This is a genomic window from Mobilitalea sibirica, assembly GCF_015999265.1.
Taxonomy (GTDB): domain Bacteria; phylum Bacillota; class Clostridia; order Lachnospirales; family Lachnospiraceae; genus Mobilitalea; species Mobilitalea sibirica.
The window spans coordinates 16,827-37,188 of sequence record NZ_JAEAGR010000011.1; the positions used below are offsets into that span (position 1 = coordinate 16,827).

Consider the following 20,362-nt stretch of genomic DNA (forward strand, 5'->3'; position numbering starts at 1 on the left):
TGCTTTTCATTAACGGTTTTTTAATGCAAAGAGATATGTAGCCATGGATACACATTTTGTTTTATTTTTCATCTATAATCACAGTAACAGAGAAAAACAAACCATATAATTTAGATAACGGGAGGAATTGAGAATGATAAGAAAGATTATACAGATTGATGAGGAATTATGTAACGGCTGCGGTTTATGTGTTAATGCATGCCATGAGGCAGCGATTGCTCTAGTAGAGGGAAAAGCAAAACTACTTAGGGATGATTACTGTGACGGACTGGGCAATTGCCTTCCGGTATGCCCTACCAATGCCATCAGCTTTATAGAACGGGAGGCACTTCCCTTTAATGAGGAAGAAGTAATGCGTAATCAAGAGATGATTAAGAAGGCTTTAGAGGAAAAAAAAGAGAAGGAACAATCAGACCATAAACAAGATATTCCCTTTAGCGGATGTCCCGGTTCAAGAATCAGAAATATGAATCATCAGGCAGCTGCCAAGACTGAAAATGCAGAGTTAAATAACACTAATGAACCTGCTCCATCCATGCTAAGACAATGGCCGGTTCAGATTCAATTGGTGCCTGTCAATGCGCCGTATTTTGACGGAGCTGATTTATTGATTGCAGCGGATTGTACAGCGTACGCTTTTGGTGATTTTCATCGTTTTATGAAAAATAAGATTACATTGATTGGCTGTCCTAAATTAGATGACGCAGATTATGCCAATAAGTTTGCAGCGATCTTATCAAATAATCAAATTAAAAGCATTACTGTGATTCGGATGGAAGTACCCTGTTGTGGCGGTATCGTCCATGCGGTAAAAACAGCCATGTTAAACAGCGGGCAGATGATACCCTGGAAAGTGATAACCATATCTACAGATGGCACCGTATTAGACGAAAATTAATATTGTTTAAAACATAGATAAGTAGTGATTTCATTTCTTTATAGATGAATGATAAGAAGGAACCTAGGGTTAATTTAATGCACTATTTGTAGAACAGCTTTTATGTTTTGTTTGACTGTTACGTATATTGATGTACGTAAACAGGCTGACAAATCATAGAAGTTGTACTCCAACCAGTGTGTGAGATGACCCTAGGTTCCTTCTTGTTTATAGGAAAAGACTCATGTTTTTTATTTTGCATTAATGGATATTTATTATTAAGTCATCCTTCAATCGGATTGTTTTTCGTAGGACAGTGACAATTGATATCTTCATAACATATCTTTGTAATATAGAATAAAGAAGGGGATTATTATGGATGAATATCAAGAAAACCGTATGCCTTTAATTGGAGATATGGCACCTGCGTTTCATGCTGTTACTACGCAGGGTGAAATAAATTTTCCGATGGATTACCTGGGTAGATGGGTAATTTTGTTCTCACACCCGGCAGACTTTACCCCGGTTTGTACAACGGAATTTATGACTTTTGCTTCTATGATAAATGAATTCAAAGCTTTGAACACGGAGTTAATTGGGTTATCGATTGACTCTATCTATTCTCATATTGCATGGCTTCGAAAGATTCAGGAATTATCATGGAAGGATATCAAGCATGTTGAGGTTACATTTCCCTTGATTGAAGATATTACTATGGATATATCGAAAAAATATGGAATGCTTCATCATATGTCTGATACGCAGACTGTTAGAGCGGTCTTTATCATCGATCCGGAAGGTAAGATTAGAGCAATACTATATTATCCAGCATCTACGGGGCGTAACATAGAAGAAATAAAGAGAATGATTATAGCATTACAAAAGGCAGATTGTGAAGGAGTGGCCACGCCGGCTAACTGGATGCCTTGTGATGATGTGATTTTACCTCCGCCGGGTTCCTGTGGTGCTGCCAGAGAACGATTGGAGAGAATGGATGAATATATGTATTGCATAGACTGGTTTTTATGTTTTAAGCAGTCTAATTGTACGCCCTGTGATTATGAATATCAGTCACATCCTCATTATTTGCCTGATTATCCGAATCGGAGCAGAAATTTGTATCATAGGTAGTTATAGATTCATGTAACTTAGGGATAGAGATTTTTCATAAGTGTTTTTGATTTTTTAAATCATAAATGATATGAAAGGTCTCTATTTTTATTCATGGTATATAATGAGGCTTACAAGCTTATAATGTGTTGTAAACACTATAAAGAGCAATACCAATAAGGTTAATGTTGCAATTTTATAAATAAAATATTGCATCATTATATACAAAATAATGCATCTTTATAATGTATATAATTTCATTTACCTATTAGGGTAGGTTAGTATAAAATTTTCCGAGAATGATAAAGATAATAATAATTTAAAATATATGGGAATAATAAATTTTTATTACAACATTTTGTAGTTAGTGGTTGAAAATTTTAGCAGATTTAGTATAATGTAGATAACGGTGCATGTACCGAAAAAAAGATGGAGGGAATTTTTTTATGAAGAAATTATTGTCTTTATTATTAGTTTTAGCTTTAGCAGTAAGTATGCTGGCCGGATGTGCCGGTAAGGATGAAACTTATGAAATCGCACTTATCACAGACAAAGGTAACATAGATGATAAGTCATTTAACCAGGGTTCCTGGGAAGGTGTTGTTGAATTTGCTGAGGCGAATAAGATATCTCATCAGTATTATAAGCCGGAAGAGGCTTCCGATGCAGGATATCTGGCTAAAATCGATGATGCGGTTGCCGGTGGAGCTAAAGTTGTGGTAACTCCCGGTTATCTATTTGAAGTTGCAGTTTATGAAGCTCAGACAAAATATCCTGATGTTAAATTCATTCTGTTGGATGGTTCTCCTCATACAGCTGACTGGTCAACTTTTGAGACAAAATCCAATGTAGCTAGTATTATGTATGCAGAAGAAGAATCCGGTTACCTGGCAGGTTATGCCGCTGTTAAAGATGGTATGAGAAACCTTGGTTTTATGGGAGGTATGGCGGTACCGGCGGTACAGGCCTTTGGATATGGATACTTACAGGGTGCAGAAGTAGCTGCTGCTGAATTAGGTCTTGCCGATGGTGAAGTATCAGTTATTTATCATTATACCGGCAACTTCGAAGAGAATGATACTAACAAAGCAACTGCAAAGACTATGTATCAGGAAGGTGCAGAAGTAATCTTTGCATGCGGTGGTTCCGTAGGAAAAAGTGTTATGGCTGCTGCATCCGAAGCGGATAGAAAAGTAATCGGTGTTGACTTTGATCAAAGATATGACAGCGATACAGTTATTACATCAGCTATGAAGGGCCTTGGCGCTTCAGTTATACAAGTACTTGAGGCAATCTATGACACAGATAAATGGAATGACTTTTCCGGTAAAACAACTTATTTTAACGCAACTAATAATGGTGTAGGCCTTCCTACCGAAGTAATCGGTGATACAAAAGGTGATGCCTTCGATCGTTTTGATACCTTTGACAAAGCTGCATACGATACGGTATATGCAACCTTAGTGGATGGTACTGTTGATCCAATTCGTACTCTTGAAGTAGAAGATCCTAATGGTGTTGCTACTGCAGATGAGTTGGTTAACGGTTTAGGTCTTAGTAAGGTTGCTGTTGAGGTTAGATAGTAGTCACTATAGTAAATAGCAGACATATTGTCCTGAGCCTTATGTATAAACTTTGAAAGGGGAAAGACAAGGTCTTTCCCCTTTTTCAATAGTTAGTAAAAGTGTAACTACATTTTAATTGTTACGACGAATTAGAACTCAAGGGCTTTGCCCTTTTCGTACACGCTACGCTTATCCATAAAAGACAAAACTCTTTATTGTGCAAGCACATAAATCGTTCTGTCATATGGACTAAGTTTTGTGTAACTACATTTTAATTGTTACGACGAATTAGAACTCAAGGGCTTTGCCCTTTTCGTACACGCTACGCTTATCCATAAAAGACAAAACTCTTTATTGTGCAAGCACATAAATCGTTCTGTCATATGGACTAAGTTTTGTGTAACTACATTTTAATTGTTACGACGAATTAGAACTCAAGGGCTTTGCCCTTTTCGTTCACGCTACGCTTATCCATAAAAGACAAAACTCTTTATTGTGCAAGCACATAAATCGTTCTGTCTTTTATGGACTAATTCGTCTAACGTGGAGGTTAATGTGGAGAATTATATTATTGAAATGCTCAATATAACAAAGGAATTTCCAGGTATTATCGCCAATGATAATATTACGCTCAGGCTTCAAAAAGGTGAAATTCACGCTTTGCTTGGGGAGAACGGTGCCGGTAAATCTACCCTTATGAGTGTTCTTTTTGGCCTTTATCAGGCAGAAAAGGGCGAGATTAGAAAAGACGGCAAAGTAGTACAGATTAATAATCCGAATGATGCCAATGCCTTAGGTATCGGGATGGTACATCAGCATTTTAAACTGGTAGAGATCTTTACGGTATTAGAGAACATCATTCTCGGTGTTGAGCCTGATAAGATGGGCTTTATTCAAAAGAAAGAAGCCAGAGAAAAGGTTATGGCCTTAAGTGAAAAATACGGACTAAAAATCAACCCCGATGCTTTGATTGAAAAGATTTCTGTCGGTATGCAGCAAAGAGTTGAAATTCTTAAGATGCTCTATCGTGAAAATGATATATTGATCTTTGATGAACCTACCGCAGTTCTTACGCCCCAGGAGATTGATGAGTTGATGGAGATTATGCGGGGGTTTGCAAAAGAAGGGAAATCAATTCTGTTTATTACTCATAAATTGAATGAAATAATGGCTGTTGCAGACCGTTGTACGGTACTTCGTAAGGGTAAATGCATCGGTACAGTTGATATAAAGGACACAACGAAAGAAGAGCTATCGAAGATGATGGTAGGCCGTGACGTTAATTTCAAGGTTGAGAAAGAAGACTCCAAAGCAAAGGATGTAGTGTTGGCCGTTAGAGAGGTAACTGTTCCTTCGCAAGCTCATAAAAAAGATGCTGTCAGAAACGTTTCTTTTGATGTTCGAGCCGGAGAAATTGTCTGCCTCGCCGGTATTGATGGCAATGGTCAAACGGAATTTGTATCTGCCTTAACCGGTTTGGAGAAAATGAGTGGAGGCAGTATATCTTTATGTGGAAAAGATATTACGAAAGCATCCATTCGTACCAGGTCAAAATCCGGAATGAGCCATATACCAGAGGATCGACATAAACATGGTCTGGTACTGGATTATAGTTTAGAAGAGAATATGGTACTTCAGCGTTATTGGCAGCCTAGGTTTCAAAATAAGGGCTTTATCAAGCATCAGGAAGTACGTAATTATGCTAGGGATTTAATAAAACAATATGATGTCAGAAGCGGACAAGGACCGATTACCGTCGTGAGAAGTATGTCCGGAGGTAATCAGCAAAAAGCCATCATAGCCCGTGAAATAGATAAAGAGCATGAGCTTTTGGTTGCGGTGCAGCCAACCAGAGGGCTGGATGTGGGAGCAATTGAATATATTCATAAGCAGCTGGTTGCTACCAGGGATGCGGGTAAGGCGGTTTTATTGGTATCTCTTGAGCTGGATGAGGTTATGAACGTAAGTGATCGGATTTTAGTGATGTATGAAGGTGAGATTGTCGGTGAACTCGATCCTAAGAAAACAACCGTGGAAGAGCTGGGACTATATATGTCTGGTGCAAAACGGGACGTAGCAAAGGAGAATGGGAATGCAAAATAATAATCATGCGCAAAAAGCGTTTTCAATTCATAAAATTACAAAAAGCAAGTCGTTTTCAGCGTTTACCTCTGCCTTATTAGCTATCTTCTTAGGACTTGTAATCGGTTTTATCGTAATGATAATTGCGAACCCGGCAAAGGCTTTTACAGGATTTCAAACCGTCCTTTTTGGTGGTTTTTCCCGTCTTGGTAATGTGTTTTATTTTGCAACACCGATTTTAATGACCGGTCTTGCAGTAGGTTTTGCATTTAAAATGGGACTTTTTAATATCGGTGCATCCGGTCAATATACTATGGGTATGTTTTTTGCCCTGTATGTAGGTTTTATGTGGGATCTACCGGATGGAATCCATTGGATTGCCTGTATCATAGCCGGAATGATTGGTGGTATGATGTGGGGATTTATTCCCGGTGTTTTTAAAGCATTACTTAATGTAAATGAAGTAATCACCTCAATTATGTTTAACTATATCGGAATGTATCTGGTGGATATGATGATACAGGGAAATGCAACCATGTATGTTGCATCCACAACCAGAACAGCATATTTACCTACATCTGCACAGATACCTTCTCTGGGAGTTCGAAATTCCAGCGTAAATGTATCCATCTACATTGCTATTTTTATCGCCATTGTTTTATTTATCATACTGAACAAAACAACCTTCGGTTATGAGCTGAAAGCTACCGGCTATAATAAGCATGCCAGTAAGTATGCAGGCATGAATGGGACACGAAACATTATACTTACAATGGTAATCGCCGGGGGATTGGCAGGTCTTGGTGGAGCATTTGCCATCTTGGCACCGGCAACGATACAAGGCAGTAGTATGACATATGAGCCGATCAATATTATTGCTGCCAACGGTTTTAACGGTATCGCCGTAGCATTGCTTGGTAATTCTAGTCCGATTGGAATTATCTTTTCTGCAGTTTTTATCTCTCATATTCAAAGAGGCGGTTCTTTAACCAGCTTATATGGATATAAACCAGAGATTATTGATATCGTTATTGCTATTATCATATATTTCTCCGCCTTTTCCATGTTGATGAAATCAGCAGCCAGTTCCTTTCTTCGGAAAAATCGAAAGCATGTACAATCAGAAGATGTTGATCCTCGGATTAATTCAGAAGGGCCTGCTTTAAAAACAGGCGTGGATTTACCGGATAAAGAAGATATGGATGATGATGTATATATTACAGATGTTACGGATACATCAGTACCTGAGAATCATGAAATAAAAAATCATGGTTCGGGCAGTGAAGAGGACGAGCTTATGAAACACAAGGGACAGGATATTAAGGATTCTAATCCAGCAGAGAAAGAGGAGGTCTAAATATGGATATTTTGTATTATCTAATTCAGAATATGCTTCCGGTTGCAGTAGCTTTGCTTTTAGTTGCCCTTGGCGGAATGTTTAGTGAAAGAAGCGGTGTCATCAATATTGCATTGGAAGGTATTATGTTATTCGGAGCTTTTATTGGTTGTGTTTTCGTGTTTTTTATCGAAAAAACTCCCTTAAAGAGTCAACCGCAGATGATTTTACTCTTAGGTATGGTGGTTGCAGCTCTAGCCGGATTGTTATATTCTATGTTGTTGTCTTTAGCTGCAATTAATATGAAGGCAGATCAAACGATTGTAGGAACTGCGCTGAATATGTTGGTTCCGGCAGGAGTGCTTTTATTCTCAAAAATGTTTTTCTTTAGCGATGGTGTAACGACCAATACTAATTTTTATATAAGAAAAATCCCGCTTCTCGGGGATATACCGGTGCTAGGCAAACTGTTTTTTCAAAACACATATTTAACAATATACGTAGGAGCGTTATTATTAGTTATAGCAACTATTCTGTTCTATAAGACCAGTTTCGGACTGCATCTTAGAGCCTGTGGAGAACATCCTCATGCTGCTGATTCTGTCGGTATTAATGTTTATCATATGCGTTATGCAGGAGTAGGGTTATCCGGCATTCTAGGAGGAACCGGCGGATTCTTCTATGCAGTAGGTATTATGAACGGAAATGCGAATGGACATACGGGAGTCGCAGGCTTTGGTTTCCTTGCATTGGCAGTTATGATCTTCGGTCAGTGGAAACCGCTTAAAATTTTACTGGCCGCTTTATTCTTTGCTTTTTTAAGAACTTTGGCATACTCGGTAGCGTTAATTCCATTCTTACGGGCATTGAATATTAACCAGACCTATTATAAAATGTTACCGTACGTAGCTACTATGGTGGTTTTAGCCTTTACCTCCAAGAAATCCCGCGCACCGAAAGCGGAGGGTATCCCTTATGATAAGGGTATGAGATAAGCTGTTTCTCAGGAGTGATTTTTAATGACAATTAATATAATGAATTTCTGATAGTATTTAGTATAAAGTTATATTAATAAAATATAAAGTATTAATATGATAGGATTTTTACTGTAGAAAAAATATTGAAGTAAGTATTGAAGAAAGTATTGAAGTAAAATATTGAAGTAAATATAATGGAGTAAATATATTAAAGTATATGGATAGGGGTCCTGCATAAATTGCAGGGCTCCTATCCATATCAATGATGTAAGACGAATTGAATTTATTTTTTATTTCATTTTTTCCCAGTCTTGACAGGTAAGAAACAGTTTTATATAATTGCTTCTGCAAGCAGAATATAAGTTACATAGTATATACAAAGAGGTAATCATAATGAATATAGAGACAAAAAGAAACATCGGAGCAAAAAGCGCTTTATTCGGAGCTTCACTTATTTGGGGAAGCTCCTTCCTTATTGTAAAAACATCCATGGATGTGATGGATCCTCATGTATTACTGGGATTACGATTTATGACCGGATGTTTATTGCTGGTGATTATATTTTATAAAAAACTTAAGGCTTTAAATATGGATTATTTAAAAAAAGGTGCAATTATAGGGATATGTTTATTTCTAGGTTATAGCTTACAGACAATTGGAATTACCGGCACCACCCCCGGTAAGAATGCATTTCTTACAGCTATTTATTGTGTTATCGTACCATTTTTATATTGGATTGTTGATAAGCATAAGCCGGATATATATAATTATACTGCTGCTATTATCAGTATAGTTGGCATTGGTTTGGTGTCTTTAAACGGAGCTTTCAAAATTGAGTACGGAGATGCCTTTACTTTGGCAGGAGGAATTTTTTTCGCCGCCCATATGGTGGCGGTTGCAAAGTATAGTAAGGATAAGGAGCCGGTCTTGATTACCATACTTCAGTTTTTTTATGCTGCTGTATTTTCCTGGATTATAGCATTTCTTTTTGAAGATATGCCAAAATCCATTAACATGGAAACGATTAACGGATTATTATATCTATCGGTATTTGCTACAATGATTGCTCTGCTATTACAAAATATCGGACAAAAGTATACGAAACCGGCTCCGGCTTCCATTATTCTAAGTCTGGAAGCAGTCTTTGGGGTTCTTTTTTCTGTTATCTTTTATAAAGAGGAGATTACTCCTAAGCTGTTACTTGGTTTCTTTTTGATTTTTGTGGCTATCATCATTTCTGAAACAAAACTATATTTTCTTAAAAAGGATAGAAAGAGCTTGGAGCTAATATTAGAAGAAAGTAATAAGTATTAAGAAATTTATTAAAGAAATAAAAATAAGCACATCAACTTTTATTTGTGAAGGTTGATGTGCTTATTGAATAATAACATCATAACTAATATTGTTTAAAATATATAGAAATAGAATATAATTAAAATTATTTATCTTTTAGTAAATATTTATGGATGATTTCAGTGACACCATTTTCTTTACAGCTAAGCTCTGTGATAATATCAGCTTTTTCCTTCACGGTGTCCAGTGCATTTTTCATAGCAACACCCAGTCCTGCCATCTGAAGCATTGAGATATCATTTTCACCATCTCCGGCAGCAATCGAGGTCTGAAGTGGATAGCCGAACAGTTTGCACACATATTCCAGACCCAGTCCTTTACTGGCATGAATGGAGGTATATTCTAAGGTGAATTTACTGGAGAATTCAGCGTTTAAGATACCATCTACATAGGGTTCCAGATCTTCCTTAAACCGTTCCATCTTTGGCTTATCCTTGCTTAATAAAAAGAACTTCAAAGGAATTTCTTCTATTCCGAGATCCGGTTTTTCCATATCTACTAACTTACAGGTGCATCCCTCTTTTTGATACCATTCAAATTGATAATCATTATAATTAAAATAAACCAGATTTTCGGTATATGCGTGGCAGGTGAATTCATATTCGTAAGCTTTTTCAAATAAAAGTTTAGTTAAATCGAAAGGTATCGGTACGGTATGAAGTGTATTTTTGGTAAGATTATCAACAATATGTGCACCATTTAAGGCAACGGTATAGGATTCTCCGAATTCATCCAGTTGTAATTCCTTGACTGTACGTAAAATCATATCTTTATTTCTACCGGATGCAATGGAAATCTTTTTACCTTGCTTACATGCATAAGTAATTGCTTCTTTGTTTTTATCTGATATTCCATAGGGTTCTTGCTTTAAAGTTCCGTCCACATCTAAAAATAGTATATTATAGTTCATGAATAAATCCTTTCTAAATTCCTATGTTTATCAACTACTTTATGATACAGTAATTTTTTGCTATAGGTTTGGTTTACATCGTCTGCTTCCTTATTATAAAGGATAAGCTTAGAAAATCCTATACCCAATTTCAGAGTATTTCATCTTCGACTACTATTTTATATCACATATCTGATGTGTTCATAAATCATAGTTATAAAAAAGATTTTCATTAATAAAAAGCAGTTGTATTTAAAATAAAAGTTGACACAAGGAAAGTTAGTTTTATAGACCCAAAAAAGTTGGCTTACTGTCACCAATATAATGAAATTTCATATGATATAACATAGAAATCACTTTGCACTGCAAAGGCAATCTATATGCCAACCAACAGTACAATCTGATCAGGCGACGATATGAAAGCATAATGCTATTTTATAGATTGAGTTGATAGTAACATCGTGCAGCCGGGCTGTATTACAGCAGCAGGTTTCATCAGCCTGCGGGACAGTAGTTTACGCTAAGTGTTCCGTAGGTTTTTTTATGTCCATTGGAACACATTATCCGTATTTCATGGGTTTAGGAGGTTTTGATGATGCAATTTAATGGATTAACCATGAAGCAGGTAAAAGATTTACAGGCCAGATATGGTCGAAACGAAATAAGGAAAAACAACAAAGGCAAGGTTATTACTAAAATAAAACATATCATAGATGAACCGATCTATCTGTTATTATTATCGGCAGCGATTATATATTTTTTTCTAGGGGAAGCCTCCCATGGTGTTATAATGATAGCATTTGTTATATTTGTAGTAGGAATAGACATGATACAGGAAATGAGAGCAGGGGTAACTTTAAAAAGAATAAAAGATATCTCTACACCGAAGATTAAAGTGATTCGGGAAGGACAGAAAATGATGATCCGCAGTGTTGAATTGGTTCCCGGAGATATTATGTTTATATCGGAAGGGGTTAAAATACCTGCCGACGGTAGTCTCATATATACGAATGGATTATGCGTTGATGAAAGTATATTAACCGGAGAATCCGAAGGAGTATGGAAAAGTTCTATCCCTGAGAATTTGTGTTTATCAAGAGAGCTTCCCCAGGATGATTTCTTTCGAAGAGACTATTGCTATACAGGAACCTTGGTTATTCTGGGGGATGGGGTTATAAAAGTAGAAAAAACAGGTAATGATACGGAATATGGTAAAATTGCAGATAAAATAATAAAAGCTCCACTAGAAAGTACATTACTGCAGAAGCAGTTGAAAAAGCTTGCTAAACAATGTACTTATATCGCAGCGGTACTGTTTCTCTTAGTAAGTACAGTTACTTTTTTTCATCGCGTGGAGTCTTCGCTTATTACCCGATTAGTTGAAAGTTTTCTCGCAGGCGTTGTACTGGCATTATCTATGGTACCGGGGGAATTTCCAGTGATACAATCGGTATTTTTATCTATGGGTGCTTTACGATTAGCCAAAAAAAATGCCTTGATTCGTACGCTTTCTGCTGTAGAAACCTTAGGTGCAGTATCTGTATTATGTGTTGACAAGACAGGAACAATTACGAATAACCGGATGAAGGTACAGGAATTCTGGACCCTTGATGGTATATTTGATAGCCTTTGTAGGGCATTAATATTATCCTGTAAGGAGAATACTTATGATCCAATGGAGGTAGCAATGTTAGATTTTTGCAGCCTTCAATTCCAAAAAGGTAAGGATGATGTAGAATATGTAAAGGCCTGTATGCTATCAAACCAGCATTCCGCATTTCTTAGGGAATACGCCTTCACCAACGAATTAAAGGCAATGGGGCAGGTTTGGAAATTTACGAATCGTATTTCTATAGCTGTAAAAGGTAGTCCGGAGACAATAATACCCTTATGTATGTTATCAGAAGAACAGATGCTTCAGGTTGATAAAACCATGAATGATATGTTGAAAAAAGGATTAAGAGTGATTGCTGTCGCTGATTGTAACATTAAGAATGAAAACGAAATCCCTGATAGCCTCACAGAATGTAAGCTATATCTAAAAGGTGTTGTTGGATTAACCAATCCTCCAAAAGAGAATATTGATGAGCAATTACGGATGTGTTATAAAGCCGGTATTAGAATTATTATGATTACAGGGGATCATCCTCTTACAGCTGTTACCGTTGCAAAATCAATAGGTATTCATAATCCGACTCATTATATTACCGGAGATGAGATAACAAAAATGTCAGATGATTGTTTAAGAAAAAAGGTAATGGAATATAATATCTTTGCCAGAGTACTTCCCTTGCATAAAATGCGAATTGTGAAAGCTTTAAAAGATAACGGAGAGGTCACGGCAATGACCGGAGATGGTGTAAATGATTCACCTGCATTAAAAATAGCAGATATTGGAGTTGCTATGGGAAAATATGGTTCCGAGGTTTCAAGGGAAGCGGCAGATCTGGTTTTATTGGATGATAATTTTTCGACAATCTTAGATTCTGTATGCGATGGTAGACGTATCTATCAAAATATCAGAAAAGCAGTAGGATACACTTTTGCTGTTCATATCCCTATAGCCTTATTATCATTAATTATTCCTTTGCTCAATATATCACCGAGGGCCCTGCTGTTATTACCACTTCACATTGTATTATTAGAATTAATTATGGACCCAACCTGTTCTTTTGCACTGGAACGGTTGCCGGCTGAAGGTGATATTATGAATAAAGCTCCTAGAGATCCGAATGAGTCTATATTTAACGGTAGACTTTTGTTAAAAAGTGTTCTACAGGGTATTATGGTGTTTGCCGGAAGTTTTTATTTGTATTATGGTTTGCTACGTTCATCATTCTCACCGGAAGTAGCCAGAACAGCAGGCTATGGAGTTCTTGTCTTAGCAAATATTTTCCTGGTTATTACGAATAGTTCTGATTCGGAATCAATTTTTAAAATTCTAAATAAACTAAAAAAAGAAAAAGGAGTATGGATTGTAAACTTAGTGACATTAACGGAATTGTTGATTATGGTATATTCTCCCTTAGCTAAATTATTAAAATTTTCGCCCTTACCAACAAAACTATTTATATTGATGGTTATGGTATCCGCTTTCTCCGTGTTCTGGTATGAGTTTTATAAATTAATCAAAAGAAGAAAAGAAAGGGATGATTGAACTTCTGTCAAAACTATGTTATTATTATAACAAACACGTATGATTAAAATATTGGAGGATCACTATGCGGGTATCAACAAAGGGAAGATATGCTTTAAGGCTAATGCTTGACTTGGCCATGAATAATACCGGAGAGTATATAACCATCAAAAGTATTGCTGCGAGACAGAATATTTCCGAAAAATATCTGGAGCAGATCATATCCATATTGAATCGAGCCGGTTATGTAAAAAGTATTCGGGGTGCCGGAGGGGGATATCGTTTAGCAAAAGAACCGGTTGAATATACAGTAGGGATGATTCTACGGTTAACGGAAGGTAATATTGCACCGGTAGATTGTATTGATGGTGATATCGAGGGATGCGATAGAAGTAATGGATGTGTAACCAGAGAAGTGTGGAAGCAATTATATGATGCAATTTTAGGTGTTATTGATCATATAACATTACAGGATCTGTTAGACAGACAGAAGAATATGGTACCCTTTGATTACTCTATTTAAAACATAGATAAGATAAAAAAATAGTATGTATTGTTAATAAAAAACAAAAAAATATATTTTTTTATATAAACCCACTTGACAAATTTATCAAGTGGGCTTATTATTATTTCATAAACTAAATCATACTAAATAAGTATGAATACTATGATAAAAATATATATACAATGTTTTTCCCACATTTCCCTTAGATTGCATAAGTTTTTTGGGAAAACAAATACTAATATATATTTATGGAGGTCAAAATATGGGAATAGAGAAAAAACTTAGATTTGAAACATTACAAATTCACGCTGGACAGGAAAATCCGGATAGCGCCACTGGAGCCAGATGTGTTCCGATTTATCAGACAACATCCTATGTTTTTGATGATTCAGCTCAGGCAGAAAGAAGATTTAACTTAAGTGAAGGTGGAAATATATATACCAGGTTGATGAATCCGACTAGCGATGTATTTGAGCAAAGAATAGCTGCATTGGAGGGTGGAATAGCAGCCTTGGCAACAGCCTCCGGTTCAGCAGCAATTGCATATTCCATTCAAAATATTGCCCATGCCGGAGATCATATCGTAGCGGCTCAGACTTTATATGGCGGTACTTATAATTTATTTGCCCATACCCTAGATGAATTTGGTATAACAACAACCTTTGTGGATGGTGATGATGTTAATAATTTTGAGAAAGCCATTCGACCAAATACGAAGGCTATCTTTATTGAAAGCTTAGGAAATCCTAATTCCAGTATTATAGATATCAGAAAAGTTGCAGATATCGCACATAAAAACGGAATACCGTTAATTGTAGATAATACCTTTGCAACACCATATCTGCTTAGACCAATTGAATATGGAGCGGATATTGTAGTTCATTCAGCTACAAAATTTATTGGAGGACATGGAACCTCCATTGGAGGCGTTATAGTTGACAGCGGTAAATTTGACTGGGAGGCCTCCGGTAAATTCCCATATTTAACAGAACCGAATCCAAGTTATCACGGAGTACAATTTACAAAAGCTGTTGGTGCAGCAGCCTATATTATAAAGATACGAGTTACCTTAATGAGAGATACCGGTGCAACCATAAGTCCTTTTAATTCCTTTTTGTTCTTGCAAGGACTGGAGACCTTATCCCTCAGGGTTGAAAGACATGTATTAAATGCGCTGAAGATAGTTGAATTCTTAAATAACCATCCTATGGTTGAAGTGGTAAATCATCCTTCCTTACCGGATAATCCATATCATGAATTATACAAAAACTATTTTCCTAAGGGTGGCGGTTCTATCTTTACATTTGAGATAAAAGGAGATGCAGAGACAGCGAAAGCCTTTATTGACAAACTCCAGATATTTTCACTTCTGGCTAATGTTGCCGATGTAAAATCCTTAGTGATTCATCCTGCCAGTACAACGCACTCACAGATGAACGCGGAGGAATTAGCCTCCTCAGGTATAAAACCCAATTCCATTCGATTATCAATCGGAACAGAGCATATTGACGATTTAATTGAAGATTTAGCACAGGCACTTAATAGTGCAGAAAGGAAGTAATGTTATGGGAGGAATAAAAAAACGAATTACGGAATTAATAGGGAAGACCCCTATGTTGGAGCTTACTAATTATAATAAAATTCATGAACTTAACGCTACGATTATTGCTAAACTTGAATACTTTAATCCCGGAGGAAGTGTGAAGTGCAGAATTGCCAGAAAAATGATTGAAGAGGCAATAAAAAGCGGAGAAATTAATCAAGATACCGTTATCATTGAGCCTACCAGCGGTAATACCGGGATTGGTTTATCCAGCGTTTGCGCTAGCTATGGACTTCGTGTTATATTAACGATGCCGGAAACAATGAGTATCGAGAGAAGAAACCTGATGAAGGCATATGGAGCTGAGCTGGTGCTTACCGAGGGAGCTAAGGGTATGAAGGGGGCTATTGAGAAAGCCAATGAGTTAAAGAAGGATATTCCGAATAGTTTTATACCTTCGCAATTTGAAAATCCCAATAATCCCAAAGTTCATGAGGAAACTACCGGTGTTGAGATTTGGGATGATACCGAAGGTAAAATAGATATATTTGTTGCAGGAATCGGTACCGGTGGTACGATATCCGGAGTAGGAGCATATTTAAAATCAAAAAATCCGAATGTGAAAGTAGTTGCTGTTGAACCGGCTGATTCTCCTGTATTGTCAGAAGGTCGGGCAGGAGCTCATAAAATTCAGGGAATTGGTGCAGGATTTATTCCAAACACCTTAAATACAAAAATATATGATGAAGTAATTACAGTAAAGAATGAAGATGCCTTTGAAACAGGCAGAGAAATTGCGAAGAAAGACGGTGTTTTGGTTGGTATATCTTCCGGAGCGGCCCTTTGGGCAGCTACCCAGGTAGCAAAAAGACCGGAAAATGCGGGAAAAAACATTGTTGTACTTTTACCGGATACCGGTGAACGCTATCTCTCAACTCCAATGTTTACAGAAGCATAATATAATCGATTAAATATCATGGAATATTATAAAAGCCGTTACGGTTATAAGCATTAGATTTTAGTATCTTATGCTTAGTAAGCCGTAACGGTTTTTTGTATTAAAAAGAGAACCTGAGTTGGCTTATTATTGAATACTTAAAAAGCGTGTTTTCAACCTGTGGTGTGACGTGACATACTTATTCTAGAAAATAAATTATAGATACTGTTCTTGGCGATCAGGATGTGGGTGCTATCTATAATAACAGAATTGTTATTCGGTTAGAATTGGAGTTTTTCAAACAATTGATGAGGTGGCCCAACCCGGAAAATTGTACATATGGTGGAGCAAAATGTCTTATGGTTCTGACGATAATATAACCTGATATATAAAATCAACGATGTACCGCAAGTAACATATATTATAATAAGAATCATATATAAAGGTTGTTGGTTAGTATGGGAAAAGTTATATTGGATCCCGGCCATGGCGGTAATGATCCCGGAGATATCTATCAGGGAAGAGCAGAAAAGGATGATAATCTAAGACTGGCCCTAGCAATTGGGGAGATACTAAGAAATGAAGGCTACGAGGTATCATTTACGCGAACCGATGATACTTATGTTTCTCAACTGGATAGAGTGAAAATAGCAAATCAAGAGGAGGGAGATATTTTAGTATCTATTCATCGTATTATCGGTGAATTCGAATCTCCGTCTCCCTGGCTGGGTTTTTTCATCTATTCCGAAGGAGGCTTAGCGGAAGATACGGCAAAAAATATAGGGAAAGAATTAGAACCGATCTCATTTATTAACTATGGGATTAATGTTCGAACAGATCTACCATTGCTTAGACAGGCGCAGATGCCTTCGGTTATGATTGGTGTAGGAAACTTAAGTTCGGAACTAGATAATCTGTTATTTGATACACAATTTGATAAAATCGCTTTATCTATTGCCAGGGGGATTATGAATTCTCTGGAGGATAAAGAGGCTGACAATGTCTTGCATGGTAACTCGGGTACAGAAGCCAGAATAAATACTAGCGATAAGGTAAGAACATGCATTTATCGAATTCAGATTGGATTATTATCCTGTTACAATGATGCACGAAACCTTCAAAAGAAATTTCTTTGTATAGGTTATCCGGCTGAAATAATTAAGAATGAAAAATATTATGTGGTATTGGTTGGTTTGTATCATGATTTAACGCAAGCGGTACAACAAGAATTAGCTCTACGATGGTTAGGATATAATACTTTAGTGGTATCGGTATGAGAAGTGAATGAGAGTATTATAGACCATAAATAAATTTATGGATGGAATATAGTACTCTCAATTTCAAGGTTATTAGATGAAGATTTTCCGTATATCTTAATTATTGCTTACATGGGTTTACTTATGTATTTGTTGTAAGGCTTACTTATATAATTGGTCACTTGACTTGTAAATTGATATCATTTATAATTAATTGAATATCATTTATGGGATAAAAGTAAATGTAATGCCGGGTGAGTGGGCAGGAAAGAGTGTGTTACCTATGTTAAAAAGTATGACAGGCTTTGGGAGAAGTGAAATCTCAGGAGAAGACCGTAAGATTACCGTAGAAATGAAGGCTGTTAATCACAGATATTGTGATATTTCTGTTAAAATGCCCAAAAAGCTTAGTTTCTTTGAAGCCGGTATCCGAAATGTTTTAAAACAGTATATCGGAAGAGGTAAAATTGATGTCTTTATTACATATGAAGATTTTACCGAAAATAATATCTGCGTAAAATACAATTCTGATTTGGCAAAAGAGTATTATACAAATTTAGATAAAATGAGTAAAGAATTCGGGATAGAGAATGATATAAGAGTATCCGCTTTATCCAGATATCCTGAAGTGCTAACCTTGGAGGAGCAAACCATTAATGAAAAAGAGCTTTGGCAATTGGTGGAAGATGCTGTGAGAGGTGCTGCCGAGCGCTTTGTTGAAACCAGAATAGCCGAAGGGGAAAATCTAAAACTGGATATTATATCCAAGCTCAATGGTATGTTATCTTTGGTTGAATACATTGAAGAGAGATCTCCGGAAATTGTTACGGAATATCGTAATAAACTTATGACGAAGGTAACAGAACTACTTGGAGATACCAGAGTAGATGAAAGCATGCTTGTTACAGAGGTAACTATATTTGCTGACAAGATCTGTGTAGATGAAGAGACAGTTAGGTTAAGAAGCCATATCGCAAATATGAAGGATACTTTGGAAGACAGTGATAATGTAGGCAGAAAACTTGACTTTATTGCACAGGAAATGAATAGGGAAGCCAATACAATTTTATCAAAGGCAAATGATTTAGAGGTTACCAATAAGGCAATTGACTTAAAAACAGAAATTGAGAAAATTCGTGAACAAATTCAAAATATCGAATAGCCAAGATTGAAATGAGGAATAACTTTGAATAGGTTAATTAATGTAGGTTTTGGAAATGTTGTGAATTCCAATAAAATTATTGGTATTATCAGTCCTGACGCGGCACCGATTAAGAGAATGGTACAGTCTGCGAAGGATAATGGCATGGCAATTGATGCTACCTGTGGTAGAAGGACAAAGGCAGTAATTGTTACGGAAAGCGGTCACCTTGTATTATCTTCTTTGTTACCGGAAACGATTGCAAGCAGGGTTAATCAAAAAGAGCATGATATAATAAAAGAGCAATCAGACAATCAAAAAGAAGTGCATAATGAAGGTAGCAGGGCGAATTAGCATAATATATGTATTTATATTTACAGAAAGATTATACAATAAACAACTTATATATAAAAAACAACAAAAATAATTGCTGTAATAGGAAGGAGTTTTATAATATGTTGCATCCATCATATACGGATTTAATGAAAGTAGTAAATAGTGAGGTAGAACCGGGTGAACAGCCTGTAGTTAACAGCAGGTATTCTATCGTTATTGCAACAGCAAGACGTGCAAGACAATTAATTAATGGGGCGACACCATTGGTAGATGTCACTTATCCCAAGCCCTTATCTATAGCAGTTGAAGAATTAAATCAATCAAGAGTTAAGATTGTCGGAGACGATGAAATGAGCGAAGACGATAAATATAATGTATAACACGATGTATCAAAACCGTATGGAACACGACTGCGAGTATCTCCTATGTGTATATAACAGGATTTAAATCGCGAGGTGCGAGCAATATGCATGTCGTCATGCAAGAACTATTGCTGCATATGCGAAAAATATAGCACTTTCATATAGAAATAATATGAAGGTGCTTTATCGTGTATGGAGAAGTTGATAGGTTAAGTCAGGAAGGAAGTATTTTTATGGATTTTGAGCATGATCAATACAATAAAGATGATGAACTTAATAGTCTGGAGAATCAGAGTACATTATGTGACGAAGATTATAACGAAACAGAAGATTTTGAATATATAGAACCGTATGATGCGACTTCTACAGTTAATAAGAAATCATACGGTGGAGTAAAGAACCTATTGTTGGATTTGATTTTTTATGCAGCACTTATCTTTGCCTGCATTTATATTATTCCTAATTTCGTATTACAGCGAACAATTGTAGATGGTTCTTCAATGGAAAGCACATTATCCAATGGTGATCATCTCTATGTTGAAAAGCTTTCTTATCGTTTTGATATGTTGGATCGATTTGATGTCGTTGTATTCTATCCCTATGGAAGAGACAGTGATGAGTATTATGTGAAACGTATTATCGGTCTCCCCGGAGAAACAGTTCAAATAAAACCAAAGGAAGATAACAGTGAAATCTATGATATTTATATCAATGGGGAAATCCTTGAGGAGAACTACGGAAAAGATCCAATTACGGACCCCGGCAGAGCAGCGGAGCCAATCATTTTAGATGAAGATGAATATTTTGTTATGGGAGATAACAGAACCATCAGTAAAGACAGCAGATTTTCGGTCGTTGGCAATGTTGAGAAGAAAAATATTGGAGGACGTGCATTTTTCAGAGTAAGTCCATTTAAGAAGTTTGGCACCATAGATTAGTACAAATTCTACTTTTTAT

At 36.5% G+C, this 20,362-nt stretch carries 17 protein-coding genes and 1 riboswitch; of the genes, 16 read left to right on the forward strand and 1 reads right to left on the reverse strand.

Translation table 11 applies throughout. The features are described 5' to 3' along the window. The first annotated feature begins 133 nt into the window (after nt 1-133). From I5677_RS10900 to I5677_RS10930, 7 genes are all read left to right on the forward strand, one after another. Entirely contained in the window at nt 134-898 is a 765-nt protein-coding gene (locus I5677_RS10900) for an ATP-binding protein (RefSeq protein WP_197661623.1), read from the forward strand. Nucleotides 899-1,252: 354 nt separating this feature from the next. After that, nucleotides 1,253-2,008 (forward strand): peroxiredoxin, encoded by a 756-nt coding sequence (locus I5677_RS10905; RefSeq protein ID WP_197661624.1) that lies wholly within the window; start codon nt 1,253-1,255, stop codon nt 2,006-2,008. 425 nt (nt 2,009-2,433) lie between these two features. Further along, nucleotides 2,434-3,570, forward strand: a complete 1,137-nt coding sequence (locus I5677_RS10910; RefSeq protein WP_197661625.1) for a BMP family lipoprotein — start codon at nt 2,434-2,436, stop codon at nt 3,568-3,570. A gap of 537 nt (nt 3,571-4,107) precedes the next feature. Beyond that, nucleotides 4,108-5,655 carry an ABC transporter ATP-binding protein gene (locus I5677_RS10915; protein WP_330617902.1) on the forward strand — a complete coding sequence of 516 codons (1,548 nt, stop codon included), beginning with the start codon at nt 4,108-4,110 and terminating at the stop codon, nt 5,653-5,655. Next, nucleotides 5,645-6,991 carry an ABC transporter permease gene (locus tag I5677_RS10920; RefSeq protein ID WP_197661626.1) on the forward strand — a complete coding sequence of 449 codons (1,347 nt, stop codon included), beginning with the start codon at nt 5,645-5,647 and terminating at the stop codon, nt 6,989-6,991. Before I5677_RS10915 ends, I5677_RS10920 begins: the two co-directional genes overlap by 11 nt. A 2-nt stretch (nt 6,992-6,993) precedes the next feature. Next, nucleotides 6,994-7,965 (forward strand): ABC transporter permease, encoded by a 972-nt coding sequence (locus tag I5677_RS10925; protein ID WP_197661627.1) that lies wholly within the window; start codon nt 6,994-6,996, stop codon nt 7,963-7,965. Between the two features lie 375 nt (nt 7,966-8,340). Beyond that, on the forward strand, nt 8,341-9,261 hold the full coding sequence (locus I5677_RS10930) for a DMT family transporter (RefSeq protein ID WP_197661628.1): 921 nt from the start codon (nt 8,341-8,343) through the stop codon (nt 9,259-9,261). A gap of 124 nt (nt 9,262-9,385) precedes the next feature. Here I5677_RS10930 and I5677_RS10935 read toward each other — a convergent pair whose 3' ends face one another. Next, nucleotides 9,386-10,210 carry a Cof-type HAD-IIB family hydrolase gene (locus I5677_RS10935; RefSeq protein ID WP_197661629.1) on the reverse strand — a complete coding sequence of 275 codons (825 nt, stop codon included), beginning with the start codon at nt 10,208-10,210 and terminating at the stop codon, nt 9,386-9,388. A 369-nt stretch (nt 10,211-10,579) separates the two neighbouring features. Continuing rightward, a riboswitch (NiCo riboswitch) is annotated at nt 10,580-10,702 on the forward strand. Between the two features lie 79 nt (nt 10,703-10,781). On the opposite strand from I5677_RS10935, the gene I5677_RS10940 reads away from it, so the two are divergent. From I5677_RS10940 to lepB, 9 genes are all read left to right on the forward strand, one after another. Continuing rightward, on the forward strand, nt 10,782-13,346 hold the full coding sequence (locus tag I5677_RS10940) for a cation-translocating P-type ATPase (protein ID WP_197661630.1): 2,565 nt from the start codon (nt 10,782-10,784) through the stop codon (nt 13,344-13,346). Between the two features lie 64 nt (nt 13,347-13,410). After that, a complete protein-coding gene (locus tag I5677_RS10945) occupies nt 13,411-13,848 on the forward strand; it encodes an RrF2 family transcriptional regulator (protein ID WP_197661631.1) in 438 nt (145 codons plus the stop codon). 244 nt (nt 13,849-14,092) lie between these two features. Further along, nucleotides 14,093-15,391 carry an O-acetylhomoserine aminocarboxypropyltransferase/cysteine synthase family protein gene (locus I5677_RS10950; RefSeq protein WP_197661632.1) on the forward strand — a complete coding sequence of 433 codons (1,299 nt, stop codon included), beginning with the start codon at nt 14,093-14,095 and terminating at the stop codon, nt 15,389-15,391. Nucleotides 15,392-15,395: 4 nt separating this feature from the next. Beyond that, complete coding sequence (cysK, locus tag I5677_RS10955; protein WP_197661633.1) at nt 15,396-16,331, forward strand: cysteine synthase A; 936 nt, start codon at nt 15,396-15,398, stop codon at nt 16,329-16,331. Nucleotides 16,332-16,768: 437 nt separating this feature from the next. After that, nucleotides 16,769-17,587 carry an N-acetylmuramoyl-L-alanine amidase gene (locus I5677_RS10960; RefSeq protein ID WP_197661634.1) on the forward strand — a complete coding sequence of 273 codons (819 nt, stop codon included), beginning with the start codon at nt 16,769-16,771 and terminating at the stop codon, nt 17,585-17,587. Nucleotides 17,588-17,849: 262 nt separating this feature from the next. Next, nucleotides 17,850-18,728, forward strand: a complete 879-nt coding sequence (locus I5677_RS10965) for a YicC/YloC family endoribonuclease (protein ID WP_197661713.1) — start codon at nt 17,850-17,852, stop codon at nt 18,726-18,728. A 24-nt stretch (nt 18,729-18,752) separates the two neighbouring features. Further along, on the forward strand, nt 18,753-19,061 hold the full coding sequence (locus tag I5677_RS10970) for a DUF370 domain-containing protein (RefSeq protein WP_206762697.1): 309 nt from the start codon (nt 18,753-18,755) through the stop codon (nt 19,059-19,061). A gap of 101 nt (nt 19,062-19,162) precedes the next feature. Then, entirely contained in the window at nt 19,163-19,423 is a 261-nt protein-coding gene (rpoZ, locus tag I5677_RS10975) for a DNA-directed RNA polymerase subunit omega (protein WP_197661635.1), read from the forward strand. 215 nt (nt 19,424-19,638) lie between these two features. Next, nucleotides 19,639-20,343: a signal peptidase I gene (gene lepB / locus I5677_RS10980; protein WP_197661636.1), complete on the forward strand. Its 705-nt coding sequence runs from the start codon at nt 19,639-19,641 to the stop codon at nt 20,341-20,343. Nucleotides 20,344-20,362: the final 19 nt, after the last annotated feature.